This is a genomic window from Pseudoxanthomonas sp. G3 (assembly GCF_057654715.1).
This window is the reverse complement of the sequence record NZ_CM172805.1, coordinates 3,244,870-3,266,657: the sequence shown is the minus strand read 5'-3', so window position 1 is coordinate 3,266,657 and position 21,788 is coordinate 3,244,870. Positions and strand designations below refer to the sequence as shown.

General features: G+C 66.3%; 18 protein-coding genes. 9 read left to right on the top strand and 9 right to left on the bottom strand.

The window, feature by feature from the left end:
• Nucleotides 1–44 precede the first annotated feature (44 nt).
• Nucleotides 45–959, top strand: coding sequence for a UDP-3-O-acyl-N-acetylglucosamine deacetylase (gene lpxC / locus AC23D6_RS15690; RefSeq protein ID WP_487750144.1), 915 nt, complete (start codon nucleotides 45–47; stop codon nucleotides 957–959).
• Nucleotides 960–1,160: 201 nt separating this feature from the next.
• On the opposite strand, the gene AC23D6_RS15685 is transcribed toward lpxC, so the two are convergent.
• Nucleotides 1,161–1,628 (bottom strand): DciA family protein, encoded by a 468-nt coding sequence (locus AC23D6_RS15685; RefSeq protein WP_487750143.1) that lies wholly within the window; start codon nucleotides 1,626–1,628, stop codon nucleotides 1,161–1,163.
• An 8-nt stretch (nucleotides 1,629–1,636) separates the two neighbouring features.
• On the opposite strand from AC23D6_RS15685, the gene AC23D6_RS15680 reads away from it, so the two are divergent.
• The 3 genes from AC23D6_RS15680 (at nucleotide 1,637) to AC23D6_RS15670 (ending at nucleotide 6,572) form a co-directional block, all read left to right on the top strand.
• Entirely contained in the window at nucleotides 1,637–2,587 is a 951-nt protein-coding gene (locus AC23D6_RS15680; RefSeq protein WP_487750142.1) for a peptidoglycan DD-metalloendopeptidase family protein, read from the top strand.
• A gap of 174 nt (nucleotides 2,588–2,761) precedes the next feature.
• A complete protein-coding gene (gene secA / locus AC23D6_RS15675) occupies nucleotides 2,762–5,515 on the top strand; it encodes a preprotein translocase subunit SecA (RefSeq protein WP_487750141.1) in 2,754 nt (917 codons plus the stop codon).
• A gap of 106 nt (nucleotides 5,516–5,621) precedes the next feature.
• Entirely contained in the window at nucleotides 5,622–6,572 is a 951-nt protein-coding gene (locus AC23D6_RS15670) for a Nudix family hydrolase (protein WP_487750140.1), read from the top strand.
• Nucleotides 6,573–6,582: 10 nt separating this feature from the next.
• Here AC23D6_RS15670 and coaE read toward each other — a convergent pair whose 3' ends face one another.
• The 6 genes from coaE to AC23D6_RS15640 form a co-directional block, all read right to left on the bottom strand.
• Entirely contained in the window at nucleotides 6,583–7,200 is a 618-nt protein-coding gene (coaE, locus tag AC23D6_RS15665) for a dephospho-CoA kinase (protein WP_487750139.1), read from the bottom strand.
• Nucleotides 7,201–7,249: 49 nt separating this feature from the next.
• Nucleotides 7,250–8,113, bottom strand: coding sequence for a prepilin peptidase (locus tag AC23D6_RS15660; RefSeq protein ID WP_487750138.1), 864 nt, complete (start codon nucleotides 8,111–8,113; stop codon nucleotides 7,250–7,252).
• 3 nt (nucleotides 8,114–8,116) lie between these two features.
• On the bottom strand, nucleotides 8,117–9,373 hold the full coding sequence (locus AC23D6_RS15655; RefSeq protein WP_487750137.1) for a type II secretion system F family protein: 1,257 nt from the start codon (nucleotides 9,371–9,373) through the stop codon (nucleotides 8,117–8,119).
• Between the two features lie 117 nt (nucleotides 9,374–9,490).
• Entirely contained in the window at nucleotides 9,491–11,233 is a 1,743-nt protein-coding gene (gene pilB, locus AC23D6_RS15650; RefSeq protein ID WP_487750136.1) for a type IV-A pilus assembly ATPase PilB, read from the bottom strand.
• Nucleotides 11,234–11,410: 177 nt separating this feature from the next.
• On the bottom strand, nucleotides 11,411–13,378 hold the full coding sequence (locus tag AC23D6_RS15645) for a hypothetical protein (protein WP_487750135.1): 1,968 nt from the start codon (nucleotides 13,376–13,378) through the stop codon (nucleotides 11,411–11,413).
• Nucleotides 13,379–13,490: 112 nt separating this feature from the next.
• Nucleotides 13,491–13,922, bottom strand: a complete 432-nt coding sequence (locus AC23D6_RS15640; protein ID WP_487750134.1) for a pilin — start codon at nucleotides 13,920–13,922, stop codon at nucleotides 13,491–13,493.
• Nucleotides 13,923–14,354: 432 nt separating this feature from the next.
• Here AC23D6_RS15640 and AC23D6_RS15635 point away from each other — a divergent pair, with 432 nt between their 5' ends.
• The 4 genes from AC23D6_RS15635 to AC23D6_RS15620 all read left to right on the top strand — a co-directional run bounded on the left by AC23D6_RS15635 (nucleotide 14,355) and on the right by AC23D6_RS15620 (nucleotide 17,262).
• Nucleotides 14,355–14,738 (top strand): EamA family transporter, encoded by a 384-nt coding sequence (locus AC23D6_RS15635; RefSeq protein WP_487750133.1) that lies wholly within the window; start codon nucleotides 14,355–14,357, stop codon nucleotides 14,736–14,738.
• Complete coding sequence (locus tag AC23D6_RS15630) at nucleotides 14,735–15,529, top strand: glycosyltransferase family 2 protein (RefSeq protein WP_487750132.1); 795 nt, start codon at nucleotides 14,735–14,737, stop codon at nucleotides 15,527–15,529. Before AC23D6_RS15635 ends, AC23D6_RS15630 begins: the two co-directional genes overlap by 4 nt.
• Nucleotides 15,526–16,587, top strand: coding sequence for a glycosyltransferase family 2 protein (locus AC23D6_RS15625; RefSeq protein ID WP_487750131.1), 1,062 nt, complete (start codon nucleotides 15,526–15,528; stop codon nucleotides 16,585–16,587). The genes AC23D6_RS15630 and AC23D6_RS15625 overlap by 4 nt, the downstream gene beginning before the upstream one ends.
• 66 nt (nucleotides 16,588–16,653) lie before the next feature.
• Nucleotides 16,654–17,262 (top strand): class I SAM-dependent methyltransferase, encoded by a 609-nt coding sequence (locus AC23D6_RS15620; RefSeq protein WP_487750130.1) that lies wholly within the window; start codon nucleotides 16,654–16,656, stop codon nucleotides 17,260–17,262.
• Between the two features lie 51 nt (nucleotides 17,263–17,313).
• Here the strand turns inward: AC23D6_RS15620 and AC23D6_RS15615 are convergent, their stop codons facing one another.
• The gene (locus tag AC23D6_RS15615; RefSeq protein ID WP_487750129.1) at nucleotides 17,314–18,714 is read right to left on the bottom strand and encodes a sigma-54-dependent transcriptional regulator; all 1,401 of its coding nucleotides are present in this window, start codon (nucleotides 18,712–18,714) and stop codon (nucleotides 17,314–17,316) included.
• An 81-nt stretch (nucleotides 18,715–18,795) separates the two neighbouring features.
• The gene (locus AC23D6_RS15610) at nucleotides 18,796–20,418 is read right to left on the bottom strand and encodes a sensor histidine kinase (protein WP_487750128.1); all 1,623 of its coding nucleotides are present in this window, start codon (nucleotides 20,416–20,418) and stop codon (nucleotides 18,796–18,798) included.
• A 200-nt stretch (nucleotides 20,419–20,618) separates the two neighbouring features.
• On the opposite strand from AC23D6_RS15610, the gene sucC reads away from it, so the two are divergent.
• A complete protein-coding gene (sucC, locus tag AC23D6_RS15605) occupies nucleotides 20,619–21,788 on the top strand; it encodes an ADP-forming succinate--CoA ligase subunit beta (RefSeq protein WP_487750127.1) in 1,170 nt (389 codons plus the stop codon).

Genomic DNA, 21,788 nt, shown 5'->3' with positions numbered 1-21,788 from the left:
TTCTCGCTGCCCCGCCAAGGTTCCCCCACCTGCGACCCCACTCGATGGCCCAGCAACGCACCCTCAAGAACGTGATCCGCGCGACGGGCGTGGGGCTGCACAGCGGCGAGAAGGTCTACATGACGCTGCGTCCGGCGCCGGTCGACACCGGCATCGTGTTCCGCCGCATCGATCTGGACCCGGTGGTCGAGGTCCCGGCCAGCGCGCAGCTCGTCACCGAGACCACGCTGTGCACCGGCCTGACCTGCGAAGGCGCCAAGGTGCAGACCGTGGAGCACCTGATGTCGGCCATGGCCGGCCTGGGTGTCGACAATGCCTATGTGGAACTGTCCTCGGCCGAATTGCCGATCATGGACGGTTCCGCGGGTCCGTTCGTGTTCCTGATCCAGTCCGCCGGCATCGCCGAGCAGAACGCCCCGAAGCGTTTCATCCGCATCATCCGTCCGGTCGAAGTCACCGAGGGCGACAAGGTGGCGCGCTTCGAGCCTTACGACGGTTTCAAGCTGGGCTTTACGGTGAAGTTCGATCACCCGATGATCCCGGCCTCGCAGTCGCGCGCGGAAGTGGACTTCTCCACCGGTGCCTACATCAAGGAAGTCGCGCGTGCACGCACGTTCGGCTTCATGCGCGACCTGGAATACATGCGCGAGCGCAATCTGGGCCTCGGAGGCTCGATGGACAACGCCATCGTGCTGGACGAGTTCCGCGTGCTCAATGAGGACGGCCTGCGCTACACGGACGAGTTCGTCCGCCACAAGATCCTGGACGCCATCGGCGACCTCTACCTCGCCGGCCGACCCATCCTGGGCGCCTACGAGGGCTTCAAGTCCGGCCACGCCCTCAACAACAAGCTGGTCCGCGCGCTGCTGGCCGAGACCTCTGCGTGGGAAGAAGTGACCTTCGAAAACGGCGTCGCGCCGTCGCCGGTCACCTATGCGACGCCTGCCCTGGCGGTCTGAGACGCCCGTCCGCTCCGGACGGTGACCCTGCTGTCGCCCGGTTTCCTACCGCGATCACGCGGGGGTGTGCCAATGGTTACGCCTTGGCGAAACTGTGAACCCGATCAGATTTCCGGCCCGAAAATAACACTTTTCTAACCTTCGGCTAACGACCCGACGGGCGGTGGCCGGTACCATGCCCCGTCCCTCGTGATGGCCGGGTCAATTTTTCCGCCTGCCACGATGACCTCCCTTGACGGGAGGCGTACCGGCGGAGTCCGGTGCGGACAGGAGGTCAAGGGCCGCTTGCAGGCCTTTGCGGGAAGCCTCCGATACGGGTACGACCGGGTCCTGCGCAGGCTTCACCTGCGGCGCGAGGCTCGTCTTGGCGGTGACTTCGGTGACCGCCAGTCCGATGGATTGGGCCACGTTGATCAGCTCGGGTGCGGCCAGGCGAAGCCTGGCATGCCAGACGGGGGAGTCGACGATAAAAACGAGCCGCTTGCCCGCCACGTTCGCCAATCGGCAATGCGGCGCCAGGGCAGGCGGAAGGCAGGGGCGAAGCTGCTGTTCCAAGGCGTCGAGCCATAGGGCGCGACGCACCGGGTCGGTGGCGGCATCCGTCAGGGCAGCCTGCAATGCAGGTTGCGCGATGCCGGCGCGGCGCGGCTTGGACTTCGAATCAGACATCGGTATCTATGAGCTTTAAGACCATCGTAAACAATACGCGTACCTGGTGGGCCCATGCGTCCGCCCATGGTGCGTACCGGATCCGCCTCGCGTTCCATGCACGCCCCCTCGCCAGTGCCGCGGTGCTCGTCGCTGCTGGCCTGCTGGTCGGTGCGGGTGGCCGCAGTGCGATCGGCATGGGCCAGGTGTCGCTGCTGCAGGCCAAGGCCGGCCAGCGCGATGCGGAACTGGAGCAGGTGCGCCGCGGTGCCCAGCAGGAAATCAATGCCATGGCCGCGCGCCTGGGCGAGCTGCAGGCACAGGCCAACCGTCTGAACGCCCTGGGCGAGCGCCTGACCCGCGTGGGCCAGCTGCAGGACGGCGAGTTCGACTTCAACGAGCCGGTGGGCGTCGGCGGCAACGACGTGTCCTACGACATGAAGCCGGCCGAGCTCACCGCGGGGGTGGAAAAGCTCGAGCAACAGTTCGCCGCGTCCGGCCGCCAGCTGTCGGTACTGGAAGCGCTGCTGTTCAACCGCGAACTGGACAAGAACGCGACCCCGGGCCGTATGCCGATCGCCAACAGCTACATCACCTCCGGCTTCGGCGGCCGTGCCGATCCGTTCGGCGGCGGCGGGCAGTACCACAAGGGCATCGACTTCAAGGCGGCCGTGGGCGACCCGGTGCTGGCGGTCGCGGACGGCGTGGTGAGCTTCGCCGGCGTGAAGGGCGGTTACGGCAACGTCGTCGACGTCGACCACGGCAATGGCTACGTGACCCGCTATGCGCACAACTCGCGCCTGGTGGTGAAAGCCGGCGACCTGGTCCGCGTCGGGCAGGAGGTGGCCAAGGCCGGCTCCACCGGCCGCTCGACCGGTGCGCACGTGCATTTCGAGGTGTGGGAGAACGGACGCGTGGTCAATCCGCGCAAGTTCCTGGGCGAAGGCCCGACGCCGGTCGGTCAGATCAAGCGCGGCTGAGGCCGACGGCGGAACCAAACGGGAAGCCGGCGGTCCTATCGCCGGTCTTGATTCCCCCGGCGGCGCCCCAAGCTACAATACGGTGTTGCCAGACAGGGCGCCTTGCGCCCTGTTTCGTTTTGGGCGTGCCGCCAGCGCGGCGCCCCGGCGTCCTTTTCCCATCCGGTTCCCTACATGATCAACAACCTGCTTACCCGTGTCTTCGGCAGTCGCAACGAGCGCCTGCTCAAGCAGCTGCAACGCATCGTCGACAAGATCAACGCGCTGGAGCCGGAGCTGCAGAAGCTGTCCGATGAGGAACTGAAGGCCAAGACCCCGGAATTCCAGCAGCGCATCGCCGGCGGCGAAGCCCTCGACAAGATCCTCCCCGAGGCTTTCGCGGTCTGCCGCGAGGCCAGCCGCCGGGTGCTGGGGATGCGCCATTACGACGTGCAGCTGATCGGCGGCATGGTGCTGCACCTGGGCAAGATCGCCGAAATGCGCACCGGCGAAGGCAAGACACTGGTCGCCACGCTGCCGACCTACCTCAACGCGCTGGAAGGCAAGGGTGTCCACGTCGTCACCGTGAACGACTACCTGGCCCGCCGCGACTCGGCGTGGATGGGCCGCCTGTACAACTGGCTGGGCCTGAGCGTGGGTGTGGTCTACCCGGGCATGCCGCACGGCGACAAGCACGCCGCCTACGCCGCCGACATCACCTACGGCACCAACAACGAATTCGGCTTCGACTACCTGCGCGACAACATGGCGATGTCGAAGGCCGACCGCTTCCAGCGCGGACTGCATTACGCCATCGTCGACGAAGTGGACTCGATCCTGATCGACGAAGCCCGTACCCCGTTGATCATCTCCGGCCCGGCCGACGAATCGCCGGAGCTGTATATCCGCGTCAACCGCATCGTGCCCCAGCTGATCAAGCAGGAGAACGAGGAAGCCGAAGGCGATTACTGGGTCGACGAAAAAGGCAAGCAGGTGCACCTGTCCGAAGCGGGCATGGAGCATGCCGAGGAGCTGCTGCTGCAGGCCGGCATCATCAGCGAAGAAGAACCGCTGTACGGCGCCAACAACCTGTCCGTCGTCCACCACCTCAATGCCGCGCTGCGCGCGCACGCCATCTACCAGCGCGACGTGGACTACATCGTCCGCGACGGCGAGGTGGTGATCGTCGACGAATTCACCGGCCGTACCCTGCCGGGCCGCCGCTGGTCCGACGGCCTGCACCAGGCCGTGGAAGCGAAGGAAGGCGTGCCGGTCCAGCGCGAGAACCAGACGCTGGCCAGCATCACGTTCCAGAACCTGTTCCGCATGTACAAGAAGCTATCCGGCATGACCGGCACGGCCGACACGGAAGCGTTCGAGTTCCAGAGCATCTACGGTCTGGAAGTGATCGTCATCCCGACCAACCGCCCGACCGTGCGCAAGGATTCGCCGGACCAGGTGTTCCTCAACCGGCAGGGCAAGTTCAAGGCGGTGCTGGCCGACATCCAGGAGTGCTACCAGCGCGGGCAGCCGGTGCTGGTCGGCACCACGTCGATCGAGACGTCGGAAATGCTGTCCGACTTCCTCAACAAGGCCGGTGTGCCGCACGAAGTGCTCAACGCCAAGCAGCACGAGCGCGAAGCGCACATCGTCGCGCAGGCCGGTCGCCCGGGCGCGATCACCATCGCCACCAACATGGCGGGTCGCGGCACCGACATCGTGCTGGGTGGTTCGCTGGAGGCCGAATACGAAGCATTGGGCGAAGCAGCGGACGACGCTGCGCGCGCGGCGGTGAAAGCCGAGTGGCAGAAGCGCCATGACGCGGTGAAGGCCGCCGGTGGCCTGCACATCGTCGGCACCGAGCGCCACGAATCCCGTCGTATCGACAACCAGCTGCGCGGCCGTTCCGGCCGCCAGGGCGATCCGGGTTCGTCCCGCTTCTACCTGTCGCTGGAAGACAACCTGATGCGCATCTTCGCCTCGGACTGGGTCCAGAAGGCGATGAAGCTGATCGGCATGAAGGAAGACGACGTCATCGAGGACAAGCTGGTCAGCCGGCAGATCGAGAAGGCGCAGCGCAAGGTCGAAGCGCACAACTTCGACATCCGCAAGAACCTGCTCGACTTCGACGACGTCAACAACGACCAGCGCAAGGTCATCTACGCCCAGCGCGATGAGCTGCTGGAAGCCGACTCGGTACAGGACAACATCGACGGCATCCGCGGCGACGTGGTGGCGGAGCTGGTGGCGCGTTTCGTGCCGCCCAACTCGGTCGACGACCAGTGGGACCTGCCGGGCCTGGAGCGCGAGCTGGCCGAGGAAATGGGCGTGCTGTTGCCCGTGTCGCGCTGGCGCGAGGAAGCGGAAGAGCTCGACGCCGAGACCATCGAGCGCCGCGTGCAAGAGGGCATGGATGCGCATTTCGCCGAGAAGGCGCAGGTGGTCGGCGACGAGACGATGCGCGCGCTCGAGAAGCACATCATGCTGACGGTGCTCGACAAGAACTGGAAGGAACACCTGGCGCGCATGGACTACCTGCGCCAGGGCATCCACCTGCGTGGCTACGCGCAGAAGCAGCCCAAGCAGGAGTACAAGAAGGAAGCCTTCGAGCTGTTCTCCGGCATGCTGGAGCGCGTGAAGAGCGAGGTCGTGACCCTGCTCTCGCGCGTGCGCATCCGCAGCGAAGAAGAAGTCGCCGCCCTGGAGGCCCAGGAACGTGCGATGGCCGAGGCGCAGGCACGTCAGATGCAGTTCCAGCACCAGGACGCCGGCGGCTACGGGGCTGACGAAGAGGCCGAGCAGGCCCAGGCCGCTGCCCTCCAAAGCGGCGGCTACGTGCAGTCCGGTCCGATGCCGGCCCACCGCGATGCCCCCAAGGTCGGTCGCAACGACCCGTGCCCGTGCGGCAGTGGCAAGAAGTACAAGCACTGCCACGGTCAGCTGGCCTGAGGTTTGCGCAGCCGGAACCGCTGGAAAAGCCGCGCACCGCGCGGCTTTTCCTTTTTCAGCACGCGGATATTTGCGTCTACCTGCCGGTTTTCGGCAAAGTTCTACCATGCTCACCCCGCTGCGCTCGATCCACGTCATGGCTGCCGTCATCACCGACGCCCGCGGCCGGATCCTGCTGGCCCGCCGGACCGAGGGCCGCGATCTTGCCGGGCGCTGGGAGTTTCCCGGTGGCAAGCGCGAACCCGGCGAGAGCCCGGAGGACGCGCTGGTGCGCGAGCTTCGCGAGGAGTTGGGGATCGAGGCGCAGGTGGGCGAGCACGTCATCAGCGTCCCGCAGCAGTACCCCGACAAGCGCCTCAGGCTGGAAGTCCGCCATTTGACCGGCTGGAAGGGCACGCCGCGTGGCCATGAAGGGCAGGCGCTGGCCTGGGTCGCGCCGGACAAACTGATGCGCTACGCCATGCCGCCTGCGGACCGCCCGGTCGTGGCGGCGCTGTTGCATCCGGACCGCTATCTGGTCACGCCCGAGCCCACCGATATCGCCTCCTGGCTCGCGTCGCTGGAGCGCGCGCTGGCGCAGGGCGTCCGCCGCGTGCAGATACGTGCGCGAAGCCTGTCGGGCGATGCGTGGGAATCGCTGGCCCGACAGGCCGTCGTTCGCTGCCGGGCGGCAGGGGCCGAGGTGCTCCTCAACGGCGACATCGAATTGGCGCGCAGCCTGGGCGTGGGCGTCCACCTGCGCGCGTCGCAGCTGGCCGACCTGGTGTTCCGCCCCTTGCCTGAAGACGTTTTGGTGGCGGCCTCCTGCCACACCGCGTCCGAGCTGCGCCAGGCTGAAACCCTTGCATGCGACTTCGCGGTGGTCGGCAGCGTGTTCCCGACCGAGACGCACCCCGGCGGCGAGCCGCTGGGGTGGCCCGGTTTCGCAGGCCTGCGCGAGAATGTCTCGCTGCCGATGTACGCCATCGGCGGCCTGCATCCGGTCGACATCGCCCAGGCCCGCCAGCATGGCGCGCAGGGCATCGCGGCGATCCGCGGACTCTGGCCGACCGTCTGAGTGCGGGCTCTCAGGCGGTCTCGGCCGCCAGCGCCAGGTAGCGCGCATGCAGGGCGCCCGCCGCCTGGAGCAGATGATCGAAATCGCCTTCGTTGACGACGATGTCGTCGGCGATCGCCAAGCGCTCGGCGCGCGTGGCCTGTGCGGCCATCATCCGCTCGGCCAGCGCGGCATCGATGCCGTCGCGCTGCATCAAGCGGGCGCGCTGTACCTCGGCGGGCGCATCCACGACGAGGATGCGATGCAGCCAGGGATACGCCGAACGTCCGCCGCCTTCGGCGAGCAGGGGCACCATCGCGATCGCATAGGGGCTGGGCGCCGCCATGCAGATCGCCTGCAGGCGGGCGCGGATGGCGGGATGGAGGATCGCTTCCAGCGCATGTCGCGCATCGCCGTCATTGAAGACGCGGACCCGCAGCGCGGCCCGGTCCAGTCGCCCATCGGCCTGCAGCACGCCCTCACCGAAATACGCCACCACCGCGGCCAAGGCTGGCTCGCCAGGTTCTACAACCGCGCGCGCCAACAGGTCAGCATCGGCCACAGTAATGCCGCGGGCTGCAAAGGACTTCTCGAGTGCGCTCTTGCCTGAGGCGATGCCGCCGGTCAGCCCGATGAAGTAGTGGCTCATGCGCCGATTATGGAGCGCTGGCGACGAATCTGCGGCGCCCGCTCATGGATTACTTCAAGCCGGCGAAGCGCAGGTAGGTGTCGATGAGCTGAGGGCCCCAGAAGAAAGCGATCCACCCGGCGATCGCCAGATAGGGGCCGAACGGGATCGGCGTGGCCCGGTCGCGACCCTTGAGGCCGAGCCAGACGGAGCCGATCACGGCGCCAACGACGGAGGAGAGCAGGATCGTCGGCAGGATGCCGTTGAGCCCCACCCACGCGCCGATCGCCGCCAGCAGCTTGAAATCGCCTCGGCCCATGCCTTCCTTGCCGGTCACCTGCTTGAACAGCCACCACACTAGCCACAACGACACGTAGCCGGCGATGGCGCCCAGCAGTGCCGGCTTGGCCGGCATGTAGAGGTTGTCCAAGCTGCCGATAAGGCCCAGCCACATCAATGGCAAGGTCAGTTGGTCCGGCAGCAAGCGAGTGCGCAGATCGATGCCGCTCAAGGCCACGAGGTAACAGCTGAAAAGGGCCGCGCCGAATCCCTGCCAACCGAACCCGAAGCGCCACACCGACGCTACGGCCAGCAAGGCGGTCAGCAGTTCGACCAACGGGTATTGCGGCGAGATGGGCGCCTTGCAGTGGCGGCACTTGCCCCGCAGCACCAGCCAGCTGAACAGCGGGATGTTCTCGTACCAGGACAGCGGCGTCTTGCAGTGCGGGCAATGCGAGCGCTCGACCACGATACCGGGCGGGGGCGGATCGTAAATCTCAGGCTCCTCCAGCACCTCGCGCGCGTCGCGCTTCCACTCCCATTCGAGCCGCCGGGGCAGCCGCAGGATAACGACGTTGAGGAAACTGCCCACCAGCAGGCCGAGGCCTGCCACGATCGGGTACCCCAGTTCGGGGTGCTGGTCCAGGAACGCCATCGGTCAGATGGTCGCGGCCAGCTTGAAGATGGGCAGGTACATGCCGATGACCATGGCGCCGACGACCACACCGATGAACACCATGATGATCGGCTCCAGCAGGCTCGACAGCGCGTCCACCGCGTTGTTGACCTCCTGTTCGTAGTATTCGGCCACCTTGAACAGCATCGCATCCAGTGCGCCAGCTTCTTCGCCGATGGCGGCCATCTGGATGACCATGTGCGGGAACAGGTTGACTTGCTTCATCGCCATGTTCACGGGGTAACCCACGGACACGTCGTCGCGGATCCGATAAACGGCTTTCTCGTAGACGCTGTTGCCGGTGGCGCCGGCGACGTTGTCCAGCGCTTCCACCAGCGGCACGCCCGCCTTGAAGGTCACCGCCAGCGTGCGGGCAAAGCGTGCGATCGACGAGTTGTGCATGATCTCGCCGACCACCGGCACCTTCAGGATGGCCCTGTCGAGCATGTGCTTGAACGCAGGGGAACGCTTGAAGGCGACGACGCTCACGACACCGCCAATCACGGCCACGCCCAAGAACAACCACCACCACTTCACCATGAACCGCGACATGTTCACGATCAACTGCGTGAACGCGGGGAGGTCGGCGCCGAAACCCTGGAAGAACCCTTCGAACTGCGGAACCACGTAGATCAGCAGGATCGAGCTGACCAGCAGGGCGACGGCCATGACCATGGCCGGATAGAACAGGGCCTTCTTGATCTTGCCCTTCAGGGTTTCGATGTTTTCCTTGTAGCTGGCGATCGTGTCGAGCACGGTCTCCAGCACGCCCGCGCCTTCACCGGCGCGGACCAGGTTGCGATACAGCTCGTCGAACTGGCCGGGATGGCGGCTGATCGCTTCGGACAGCGAAAGGCCGCTCTCGATGTCGAAGCGGACCTGTTCGACCATCTTCTTCATCCGGGGATTCTTCTGGCCGCCTTCGATGATCTCCAGCGACGCCACGATCGGCACGCCGGACTTCATCATCGTCGCCATCTGGCGACTGAAGAACGCGATCTCCTTGGCGGTGATGCGCTTGCCCGTGGCGCCGAACAGCGGCTTGGGCTTCACCTTCACGACGGAGGGCGTGATGCCCTGCCTGCGCAGTTCGGCGCGCAGGAAGTTGGCGTTCTTGGACGACTGCTCGCCCTTCATCTTGACGCCGCGCTTGTCGGTGCCTTCCCAGACGAACAGGTTCAGCGGATTCTCGCGGGCCTGCGCGGGCGCTTTCTTGACGGCGGAACGAGTGACGGCCATTCGGTTTTCCCCTGTCCGGCTTTCCCCACCCGGACTGTCTTCGCCCATGGTAGCGGGTTATCGGCCCGAGGGAAGCACCCCCCGTGTGACGGGGGGCAGGGTTTGCAAAGCGCCGGCCTAGTCCTTGGTGACGCGGTTGATCTCGGCCAGGCTGGTGATGCCATTGCGCACCTTCATCAGCGCCGACTGGCGCAGGTCGCGGATGCCGGCGTTCTGGGCCACGGCGGCGATCTGCATGGCATTGCCGCCCTCCAGCACGATGGCCTGAATCTCCTCGGACATCGGCATGACTTGGTAGATGCCCGTGCGGCCCTTGTAGCCTTCGGTGCACTCGTCGCAGCCGACGGCATCGTACAAGGTGAAGCCCGCCTGCACCTCGGCCTCGCTGAAGCCTTCGGCCAGCAGGGCCTTCTGCGGCAACTCCACCGGCTTCTTGCACTTGGAGCACAGGCGGCGGGCCAGGCGCTGGGCGATCACCAGCGTCACCGAACTGGTGATGTTGTAGGGCGCGATGCCCATGTTCATCAATCGGGCTATGGTCTGCGGCGCGTCGTTCGTGTGGAGGGTAGACAGCACCATGTGGCCGGTCTGCGCGGCCTTGATGGCGATTTCGGCGGTTTCCAGGTCGCGGATTTCGCCGACCATGATGATGTCCGGGTCCTGGCGCAGGAAGCTGCGCAGGGCCGCGGCGAAGGTCATGCCGCGCTTGGTGTTCTGCTGCACCTGGTTGACACCGGGCAGACGGATTTCCACCGGGTCTTCGACCGTGGAGATGTTGCGAACTTCGTCGTTCAGGATGCCCAGCGCGGTGTACAGCGACACTGTCTTGCCCGAGCCGGTGGGGCCGGTGACCAGCACCATGCCATAAGGCTTCTGGATCGCGTCCTCGAAGAGCTTCTGCTGGTCCGGCTCGTAACCCAGCTTGTCGATGCCGAGCTTGGCGGCGCTGCCGTCCAGGATACGCAGCACGATCTTCTCGCCGAACAGCGTGGGCAGGGTGCTGACGCGGAAGTCGATCTGCTTGGTCTTGGACAGGTTCAGCTTGATGCGACCGTCCTGCGGCACGCGCTTCTCGGCGATATCCAGCTGGGACATGACCTTCAGGCGAGCGGCGATGCGCGAGTTGAGCTTCACAGGCGCCTTGGCGATCTGCTTCAGGATGCCGTCGATGCGCAGGCGCACGCGATAGTCGGTTTCGTAGGGTTCGAAGTGGATGTCCGAGGCGCCGCGCTTGATCGCATCCACCAGCACCTTGTTGACGAACTTGACCACGGGCGTGTCGTCGCCCTTGGCATCCACCCCGGATTCCGAGGCGCCGGTGGCGTCGTCGTCGGTTCCGACTTCCAGGTTGTCCAGGCCCTCGTCGTCGTCGCCGCCCAAGGCATTGGACAGGTTGGCGGAGGCATTGAGCCACTGTTCCAGCGTGCGCCGCAGTTGGTCTTCGTCCACCAACACCGGCTCCACCACCAGGTTGGTGTGGAATTGGATTTCGGTGAGGGCCGCAGTCTGGGTCGGGTTGGCCGTTCCCACGAACAACTTGCCGCCGCGTTTGAAAAGCGGCAGCACCTGGTGCTTCTGCAGCAGTTCCTCGCTGACCAGCTTGATCGCGGCATGGGCCGGATCGAAGGTGGTGACGTCCATCAGCGGCATGCCGAATTCGATGGCATTGGCGGCGGCCAGGTGCGGTGCGGCCACCAGGCGCTTGTCGGCGATCCACTGGGCCAGCGGCACCTTGGCTTCGCTGGCATTGGCCATGGCGCTGCGTGCCGCCGCTTCGTCCAGGGCACCGTCCTGCACGAGGCGACGGGCGATGCCGGTGATTCCTACAAGATTGGGCGTGGGGGCGACGGCTGCGTTCATGGGGCGGGTTCCATCGTTCAGTGCAAGCAGGGACGGCTGAAGCAAGTTGTAAGCCAATCCCACTCTACTACGGGCTACGTCGCCACGGCGTCGACGGAGGCGTGCATCCGCGACGCAGGCGTCATGGAGCTGACGCCGTGCGTCACAGGCTGGCGTTCCCGGCGCGTGTATCCGTGGCTACATCGCGCGGCACTTCCATGCCGGTGGTGCGATCCCGGGACTCATGCGGCCGCCCTGACGCAAGGCCTGCCACGCGCGCCAGGTCTTGTCGATTTCCGCCCGCCCGCGCGTGTCATTGCAGTGGGTGCGCGCGGCGACATCTCCCAACGTGGACTGCGCCTGTTCAAGCCGCCCGCCGCGCGCCTGCAGGTTCGCGAGGTAGTAGCCAACCCCGGCATCGGCGGTGGGCTGCCAGGCCAGCGTGGCTTGCGCTTCGGCCTGCTCCCACAGGGCGCCATGGCCGAACAGCTTGGCCGCTTCATAGCGCGACAGCCACGTCGGTTGCTGCGTGGCAAAGCGGGCGTCGGCGGCGTCGACCAGCTGCGCGATCGTGGACGCCGCCAATTCGGGCGTCAGGCCTTCGCATGTCGCAGGCGGATCCACGCGTGCGGCGAGGGCGCGGAAGGCGTGGACGTCGGTCAGGCTGATGCGTGGCAGCTTTTCGCTGGCCGCGGCTTGCAACAGGGCGGCATCGGCGGGCTCGCCACGCGCGCAGGCACCGGTAACGCGATAGAGGCGACCGAGTACGCGCCACTGCGGCGCGTCGCTCGCGATCAGGCGCTGGGTGATCTCGTCGTGCGCCCGCTTGTTGTTCGCCTGCGTCAGCGCTGCTGCGTCCAGGTGGGCGCGCAGGGATGCCGGGTGGTGCTGCAGGCCCTGGCTGATGATCTGCGTGCGGTCCTGCCACACCAGCGCGCGACCCAACGTGGCCACCGCGTAGGAGAGCAGCAACGCACAGCAGGCCATCGTGCCCAACTGGCGTGGCGACAGGATGTTGGTGGGCACGCGCGCAAGCAGCGTGGCGACGCCGCCCACGAGCGCCCACAGCAGGCCCACCGCCGGCAGGTAATTGCGGTGTTCGAAGGCCAGGTCCAGCGGCAGGAAGCTGGACTCGATGACATGCGCGGCCAGGAAGAAGAACCAGCCCGCGAACAGCGCCGGAACCCTCCGGCGCACGGCGACGGCGATTGCGCTGATCGCCACCAGGCCGATCACTGCGTACAGGGTCGACGGAGGGGCCATCCAGCCGGTCGAGGCCGCCACGTCATCGGTATAGAGGCCCATCAAGGCGCCGCGCGGCAGCAGTAGCTGCGCCAGATAGCCCATCAACACGCGGGGCTGGGTCAGCAGGCGCTGGACCAGGCTGAAATCGTAGTCCGCGTAACCCGCCAGCAGGCGCTCGGGCTGGAGCACCAGCACCGCCAGCAACAGGGCGGCCGGCACCACCAGGAAGAGTCCGAAAAAGGCCGCCAGTTGGCCGCGGCCCGTCGCCGGCGCGCGACCGGCAAAGTACGCCAGTTCCAGCACCAGGCACAGCGCGGGCGCGATCGCCGCATGCTGCTTGCTGAAGTAGCCCGCGATCACCAGCAACGGGAACAGGGCGAACAATTGCCACGTCGCCTTGCGTGCATGGCCGGCCAGCAGCGCGGTGCGCGCGGACAGATAGGTCCAGACGGCCGCCAGCGCAAACAGGGTGCCCAGCTGGGCCATGCGCTGCACGGCATACAGCACGGTGCTGGCGTTGAAGGGATGCAACAGCCACAGGGCCGCCACCGCCAAGGCGATGCCCTCGTCACGCTCGCCCAGCACGGCATCCTGCCGCGTGGCCTGGCGCACCACCTGCCACACCAGCACGCCGCACAGCAGATGGACCAGCAGGTTGCCCAGCTTGAAGGCGAAGGGATCCACGCCGCCGCCCAGTGCAGCGCTGAGCATCAGGCTGGCCATCGCGACCGGGCGCGCGTCCAGCGAGGCCTGGTGGCCGAACATCGCCGACTGCCAGCTGTCCTGGCCGGCCAGCCAGCGCTGCAGCCGGGCGAAATTCTCGAAGTCGTCCAGCATGAAAGGGCCGCTAAGTCCCGGCCAGTACAGCGCGGCCGTCAACAGCAGGGCGGCGATCAGCAGCAGGCGGGGCGAAAGCGTCATGCAGGGGTTCCCGGGCAATGGATCAAGAGGGCTTCAACAAAAAACCCCGGCCGGAGCCGGGGTTCTGAAGCATGGCCGCGTGAAGCTGCGGCCGCAAGTCACGCTCGCGGGATTACGGGGTACGGCACTGCGCCGGGATCTGCGAGGTCTTGGTGATCGTGCTGGTGCAGGTCCACAGGATCTGCGCGTCGCCGGTCTGCCAGGTCGGGGTGAACACCAGCGTGCCACCGCCCGCATCGGACAGGCCGGGGTCGTTGCTCAGGTTCACGGTCACGACGCCAGCGTCGATTTCGATGCTGTCGACGTAGGTGGACGCAGGCGACGTGTAGCCGGCAGCGGCTTCGTCAGCCGGCAGGGTGCCGGTATCCAGCGTGGTTTCAGAGACGGCCAGCTTGGCGGCGGCCGCCAGGTTGACGCCTTCCGAGACGCGGGCGCGGACGGTGTAATCCTGGTAGGCCGGAATGGCAATGACCAGCAGGATGGCGATGATCGCGATCACGATCATCAGTTCGATCAGGGTGAAGCCCTGCATGTTCTTCTTCATAACAATTCCCCTTTCAGGATTTGGCTTGATGGTAGGGACACACAAGCCCCGTGTCCCTAGCTTGGACCGTGGGCGCCGCGCTTACGGCTGCACGTGGCTAGGAAGATGGAGCAGGATGTGTGCCAACTTTCAGTGCCTCCAGCGGTTCCCCCAAACCTTCCCCGGAATGGAACCCTGACGCCGAAGTCGGGCGGACTATCGCATCATTTCCCGGCGTTGTGTATCCGGATGCCCAGCCATTCCTGCGCCCGATCACAGATTGGAACATGGCGTGCGAGCCTGCCGCGGCGGGTCTTTTCGCAAGTGCGCACGGCGTCACGGGAAATTTTCGTCACTTTGTGACGTTGCGCGTCACTTTGCAGGCGCCAATGCGTTGGCGCTTCCCCGGCCCTAGAATTCCGGCACGTGCCCGTCGGGCCGGCACGCTCGGGGATGGCATTGCGCGAAGTACTGATGATCCTGTTCGTCACCTGCTCCACGCTGGGCAGCCAGCTGCTGATCAAGCACGCCGTTGCCCGCCTCGGAGCGCGTGACCCGGTGCTGCGCGGGTTGGACTGGATCGTGGCGGCCATGACGTCGCCCACCGTGCTGCTGGCCATTGCGGTGCAGGCGGTGGGGTTCGTGGTGTGGGTCGTCGTGGTCAGCCGGGTCAAGCTGGGCGTGGCCTTCGCCCTCTCCGGCGCGTTCTTCTACATATTGATGGCCGCCGCCACCTGGCTGCTCTACGGCGAGCGGCTGACGATGGGCCAGTGGGCCGGCATCGCGCTGATCTCCGCGGGTGTACTGATGGTGTCGCTGCTGGGGCAGCCCGCGTGACAGCGGAGCTGCGGCACGCCTTCGCCGTGCCGGCGTACGGGCAATCGCCCCACCTGCGCGACTGCCTGGCCTCGCTGCGCGCGCAGACGACGCCATCGCCGGTCTTCATCAGCACGTCCACGCCTTCGCCCTGGCTGGGAGAGGCGGCTGCGGAGTTCGGCGCCACCCTGGTCGAGCACGGCCCCAATCGCGGCATCGGACATGACTGGAACCAGGCCATCGCCGCCACGCCGGCCACGTGGGTGACACTGGCCCATCAGGATGACGTCTACTTGCCGCATTTCGCCGTGGAGACGATGCGCTGTGTTGAACAGCAGTCGCACGCCGACCTGGTGATGACGGGCTATGCGGAGTTGGCGTATGGCCACGTCAGGGCCTGGACACCGATGCTCGCCGTGAAGCGGCTGCTGCAAGAGCAGGCCTTCCTCGGGCGCGAGGCTTTGTCGCGCCGCAGGAGCAGGCGGCGCCTGCTGGCCCTCGGCTGCGCGATTCCCTGTCCGACGGTGACGCTGCGGCGAGATCGCGCGCGGGGACTCTTCCGCGAAGACCTGAAAGTGGACCTGGACTGGGATGCGTGGCTGCGGTTGGCCGACGGTCCGGGCGATTTCGCGCGGGTGCGGCGGTTGTGCATGCTCCATCGAATCCATGCCGACAGCGAGACCAGCGACGGTGTCCGCGCGGGCGTGCGGGCGCGGGAAGACCGCGCGATGTTCGAGCGCCTGTGGCCGATGCCGATTGCCCGGATGCTGGCCCGGCTCTACGCTGTCGGCTACGAGGCGGGGAAGCCATGAACGCACACCATGACGTCGCTCAGGCGACACAGACCGATGGGGCCGCGGCACTGGCACGTGCGGCGACGACGGGCTTGATCGGCGAACAGGCGGCCGTGTCGGCGAGCATCGCGGTGGTGATTCCCAGCTACCGCGTCCGTGACCACATCATGGGCGTGCTCGACAGCCTGCCCGACCAGGTGGCGTCGATCTACGTCGTGGATGACGCGTGCCCCGAGCAGACCGGTGACCGCGTGCTGACGCAATGCCGTGATCCGCGGGTGAAAGTGCTCCGGCATCCGGTCAACCTGGGCGTGGGCGGAGCCGTCATGACCGGCTATCACGCGGCCATCGCGGATGGCGCCGACATCCTGGTCAAGATGGACGGCGACGGGCAGATGGAGGCGGCAACGCTGCCCCAACTTGTGGGCCCGATCCTGCGCGGCGAAGCCGACTACACCAAGGGGAACCGTTTCTACGATCTGGCCCAGATCAGCCGCATGCCGCGCGCGCGCATCGCGGGCAACGCGGTGCTGAGTTTCATGACCAAGATTTCCTCAGGGTACTGGGACATCTTCGATCCCACGAACGGGTACACCGCCATCCACGCGCGTGTTGCCGAGAAGCTGCCGCTGGCCAAAATCAGCCGGCGTTACTTCTTCGAGACCGACATGCTGTTTCGCCTCAACATCGCGCGTGCGGTGGTGGTGGACGTGCCGATGGACGCACGTTATGGCGCCGAGAGCAGCAACCTGCGCATCTCGCGCGTCATGTTCGATTTTTCATTCAAGCACCTGCGCAACACCTTCAAGCGGGTGTTCTACAACTATTTCCTGCGCGACATGTCGTTGGCTTCGCTGGAGTTGGTGGCGGGCCTCGGCTTCCTGGCCGTGGGTACGATGATGGGCGCCGACTTCTGGATCGAATCCGCGCGCAGCGGTGTTACGGCATCGGCCGGCAGCGTGATGCTGGTCGCGCTGCAGGTGATCGTGGGAATCCAGTTGATCCTGGGCTTCCTTGCCTACGACATCGCTTCGACCCCGCGCCGCGTCCTGCATCGCCTCTTGGGCCGGGATTGAGCCGTTAGAAGGATGGCCTGACCCATGTCGATAGGCGCAACGATACGTCGGGTCTTGCCGGCCTCCATGGAGAAACGTGCGGCCGACGCGTACCGGCGCATCTTCGTGGACCTCGACAAGGTGGCCGCCTGCCTGGCGAGCCGGATCCCGGCAGGTGCCCGGCTGCTGGATATAGGCGGCGGCGATGGCGACCTCCTCAATCGGTTGCTGGCGCTGCGCGATGACATCGAGGTCGACATGGTGGACATCGCGCCTAGGGTGGGTGGCTTGCTCGATGCCCGTCATGAATCCCGGATACGGCGCTTCCAATCGACACCCTTGATGCAGCATGCGGCGACTCACGAACGCATGTACGAAGCGGCCCTGCTGAGCGACGTCATGCACCACGTTCCCGCGGCCCACAGGCCGGACCTGCTGCGAGCAATGGCCAGCTGCCTGCTGTCGGACGGCACCGCCTTCATCAAGGATGTGGAGCCGGGGCACCCCAGGGCATGGCTGGGATGGTGGTGCGACCGTTATGTAAGCGGCGATCGCGACGTTTCGCTGATCTCGATGGCGGATCTGCGTTCGTTGGTGGAGCAGACGCTGGCGATGGCGGCATTCGAAGAGATCGGGTTGCTCGCCGTCGACCGCCCGAACTATCTGGTCAGGATCGCGTCGCCGGCTGCGCGATAGTCGGGTGCGGGACGGCTTCCATCAGGTCGATGCCGTCCGGCCCTCCTTGCGTTACTCCATCCCCAACTTCTTCAACTTGTAGCGCAACGCCCGGAAGGTGATGCCCAGCTGGGCGGCGGCCTTGGTCTTGTTCCAGCGGTTCTCTTCCAATGCCTTCTGGATGGCGGCGCGTTCGAGCTGCTCAATGTAGTCGGGCAGGGCGCCTGCGGCGGGATCCACGTCGACGGCGCCGGGCACGTCGCGGACCACTTCGCCCGGGCTGAAATCGCCGCCGAACTTCTTGCCGGCCGGTGCCTGGGGCAGGTACAGGTCATCGATCTCGATGCTGTGGCCTTCGGACATCGCCAGCGCGCGCTCCAGAATGTTCTCCAGTTCCCGCACATTGCCCGGGAACGCGTAGCGGCCCAGGGCTTCCATGGCTTCCGGCGAAACCGACGGCGACATCCGCCCGTGCTGGTTGGCCAGACGCTCCAGGATGGCATTGGTCAGCTGCGCCAGGTCGCCGGTGCGTTCACGCAGGGGCGGGACGCGCAGCTCGATCACATTGATGCGGTAATACAGGTCGTGGCGGAAGCGGCCGTCCGCGGCCAGTTCGCCCAGGTCCTTGTGGGTGGCCGACAGGATGCGCACGTCCACCTGCACCTCCCCGGACGCGCCCACCGGACGCACGGCCTTCTCCTGGATGGCGCGCAGCAGCTTGACCTGCATCGGCAGCGGCAGCTCGGCGACCTCGTCGAGGAAGAGGGTGCCCCCGTTCGCGGCCTGGAACAGGCCCTGCTTGTCGGCATGGGCGCCGGTAAAGCTGCCCTTCTTGTGGCCGAAGAACTCACTTTCCATCAGCTCGGCCGGAATGGCGCCGCAGTTCACGGGTACGAACGGGCCGGAGGAGCGGGCACCCTGCTCGTGGATCGTGCGAGCGACCAGCTCCTTGCCGGTGCCGGATTCGCCCATGATGTAGACGGGCGCTTGGCTTCGGGCCACCTTGCCGATGGTCTCGCGCAGCGAGGCCATCGCGGCCGAGTTGCCCAGCAGGCGGCTGGCCTGCTCCGGCGGTGGGGGCGGTGGCGGGCCGCGTTCGGCGTTGTTGAGCTCCAGCGCGTGCTTCACCAGGCCGCGCAACACGGCCAGGTCCACCGGTTTGCTGACGAAATCGAACGCGCCGGCCTTCAGCGCTTCGACCGCCAGCTCGATGTTGCCGAAGGCGGTGATCATCGCCACCGGCGTATTCGGGTAGTTGCGTGAGATCTCGCCGACCAAGTCGATGCCGTTGCCGTCGGGCAGGCGCATGTCGGTGAAGCAGAGATCGTAGGTATTGCGGGCCAGCAGTTCGCGGGCTTCGCCCACGTTGGCCGCGGTGTCGATGCGCAGGCCCATGCGGCCCAGCGTCAGCGTCAACAGTTCACGGATGTCGCGTTCGTCGTCGACGATCAGGGCGCTACGGCTTTGATTCATGCATCCCCCTCATGCCCCTGTGCGGCCAGTGTAACGGCTGAATGTTAATGATGGTAGGCGAGGGCCGAGTGAGGGCGCGGCTCAGGCCGGCAGCAGTGCATGCGGGCCGGGCAGGGTGATGCGGAAGCAACTGCCACCGCCGGGGACGGGCACGTATTCCAACGTGGCCTGGTTGGCCCGGCACAGTTCGCGGGCGATGTAGAGCCCCAGGCCGGTGCCGTGCTCGGAGGTGGTGAAGAAGGGGCGGAACAGCTGCGCGGCCACCGCCTCGGGGATACCCGGGCCGCGGTCCATCACGTCGATGGTCGGCCGCCCTTCCGCATTGAACACCCGCAGGCGTACTCGCGCGGATTCGCCCGGCAGGCGGCCGTAATTCAGTGCGTTCTGCACCAGCACGGTGACTACCTGCTGCAGGTGGCGGGGGTCGACCAAGGCGGGCACCGGGCGGGCGCCGATGATGGGCTCCAGCGTGTCAGTCTCGATGGAGAGGGTCTGCTGGTACTCGTCCACGAACCGGCGAATGAACGTGTTGAGGTCCACGTGCTCGGGGGTCGCCCGTTCGCGGCGGGCGAGGCCCAGCACGCTTTCGACGATGCCGTTGGTACGCTGGCACTGCTGGTGGATGATCTGCAGCAGGCGACGGTCGCCGTCGGTGACCTGTTGCGATTCCTCCAGCAACTGCACGGCATAGTTGATCGCAGCCAGCGGGTTGCGGATCTCGTGCGCGAGGCTGGCCGAGAACCGTCCCAACGCGGCCAGGGTCAGCGACTCCGCCCGACGGGACACGACCGTGGCATCGTCGAGAAAGATCAACGAGGTTTCGCTGTCCGCCAGCAGGCGGGCGAACCGGGGCTGGACCTCGGGTTGTTCCGGCGAGAGCTGCATCGGCGACTCGTCGGTCTGCCATCCATTGCGCCAGCGCTGCAGGCGCCGGGCCAGTTCCGGCGCGGCATGCAGCAGTGAGACGCCCTTGCCGTCCGTGCCCTGGCCATCCGCGCCGTCGCCGAGCAGCAGGCTGGCCGCTTCGTTGGCCAGCTTGATGTGGTTGTCGGCGTCGACCACCAGCACGCCGGTGCGCATGCGGCGGATGATCAGTTCGTTGACTTCGAACAGGTTGGCGACTTCCTCGCCGCGCTTTTCCGCCAGCGCCTGGCTGGTGCGCGCCTTTTGGCCCGCTTGGTGCGCAAGATAGGCCAGCGCCAGATAGCTGACCGCGAACATGATGACCTCGGCCACCGAACGGCTCGTGGTGCGGTCGTGGAAGAGGGTAAAGAAGTATTCGCCGAACAGCGCCGCGATCGCGATCAGCGCCACCACCAGGGCCATCCGCGTGGAGGGCAGCAGCAGGGCCGCGGCCGAGACGTTGAACAGCAGCATCATCGCGATGCCCGCCGTCGCGCCGGGCAGGGCGTGAGTGGCCAGGGTGGCGGCGGTGATGTCGATGCAGACGCTGGCGAACACGATCCAGGTCAGCCAGCCGACGTTGCGGCCCACGAAGAACAGGACGAGAGCCAAGGACAGGTAGCCGATGGTGACGGCCGTACCCAGCTCTTCGTGGCGCGGCTGCCCCAAGACATCGCCCAAGGGGCTGAACAACAGCGCCGCCAGGATCCCGGCCTCCAGCAGCCGGTACAGCGCGAAGAAATACAGCTCGCGGCGCGGTACCGATTCGATGCGGGACAGGAGCGACTGGGCCTGGCGCAAACGCGTACTTCCCCTGTAGCGAGGCTCACAGTATAGGCGCGACCGCCCCCGCGTGGCCCAGCGTGTCCTTTTCCACCAAAGGCTTAGACCCGAGGTTTTGCGCCCCCCGCCCCGGTCAGCGACAATAGGGGGCTTGCCCACGCCACGGCCCCCGGCCCCGGCCCCGGGCAGTGTCTTCTGTTCCCTTCCCACGGTGACACATGAATTTCCACGAATATCAGGCGAAGCAGCTGCTCGCCGAGTACGGCATCCCGGTCCCGGCCGGCAAAGTCGCGTCCACGGCGGATGAAGCGGTCGCGGCCGCCCAGTCCCTCGGCAACGGCCCCTGGATGGTCAAGGCCCAGATCCACGCGGGTGGTCGCGGCAAGGCCGGCGGCGTCAAGTTCTGCAAGACCACCGACGATGTGAAGGCGGCGGCCGCCAAGATGCTCGGCACCAAAATGGCCACCTACCAGACCGCCGGCGTCGAACTGCCGGTCAACCTGGTGCTGGTGACCACCGCCGGCGAGATCGTCAAGGAACTGTACCTGTCAGTCCTGGTGGACCGCGGTACCCGCACCATCACCTACATCGCCTCGTCCGAGGGTGGCGTGGAGATCGAGCAGGTCGCGGCCGAGACGCCGGACAAGATCCACACGCTCCACGTCGACTTCGTCGAAGGTGTGCAGCCGTACCAGGGCCGCGAGTTCGGCTTCAAGATGGGCCTGACCGCCAAGCAGGCGGGCCAGTTCGCCAACATCATGGTGAACCTGTACCGCATCTTCAACGAGAAGGACCTAGCGCTGGTCGAGATCAACCCGCTGGCGATCCTGGACGATGGCAACCTGTACGCGCTGGACGGCAAGTTCAACAGCGACGACAACGCCAGCTTCCGCCACAAGGACCTGGTCGCGATGCGCGACAAGAGCCAGGAAGACGAGACCGAAGTGACGGCCTCCGAGTTGGACATCAACTACGTGACCATGGACGGCAACATCGGCTGCATGGTCAACGGCGCCGGCCTGGCGATGGCCACCATGGACGTCATCAAGCTCAACGGCGGCGAGCCGGCGAATTTCCTCGACGTGGGCGGCGGCGCCAACAAGCAGCGCGTTATCGAGGCGTTCAAGCTGATCCTGTCCTCGGACAAGGTCGAGGGCATCTTCGTCAACATCTTCGGCGGCATCGTCCGCTGCGACATGATCGCCGAGGGCATCATCGCCGCGGTGAAGGAAGTGGGCGTCAAGGTGCCCGTGGTGGTCCGCCTGGAAGGCACCAACGTGGAAGAAGGCAAGCAGCTGCTGCGCGACAGCGGCATGGCCATCATTCCGGCCGACAACATCAACGACGGCGCCAAGAAGGTCGTTGAAGCGGTCAAGGCCGCCGCCTAA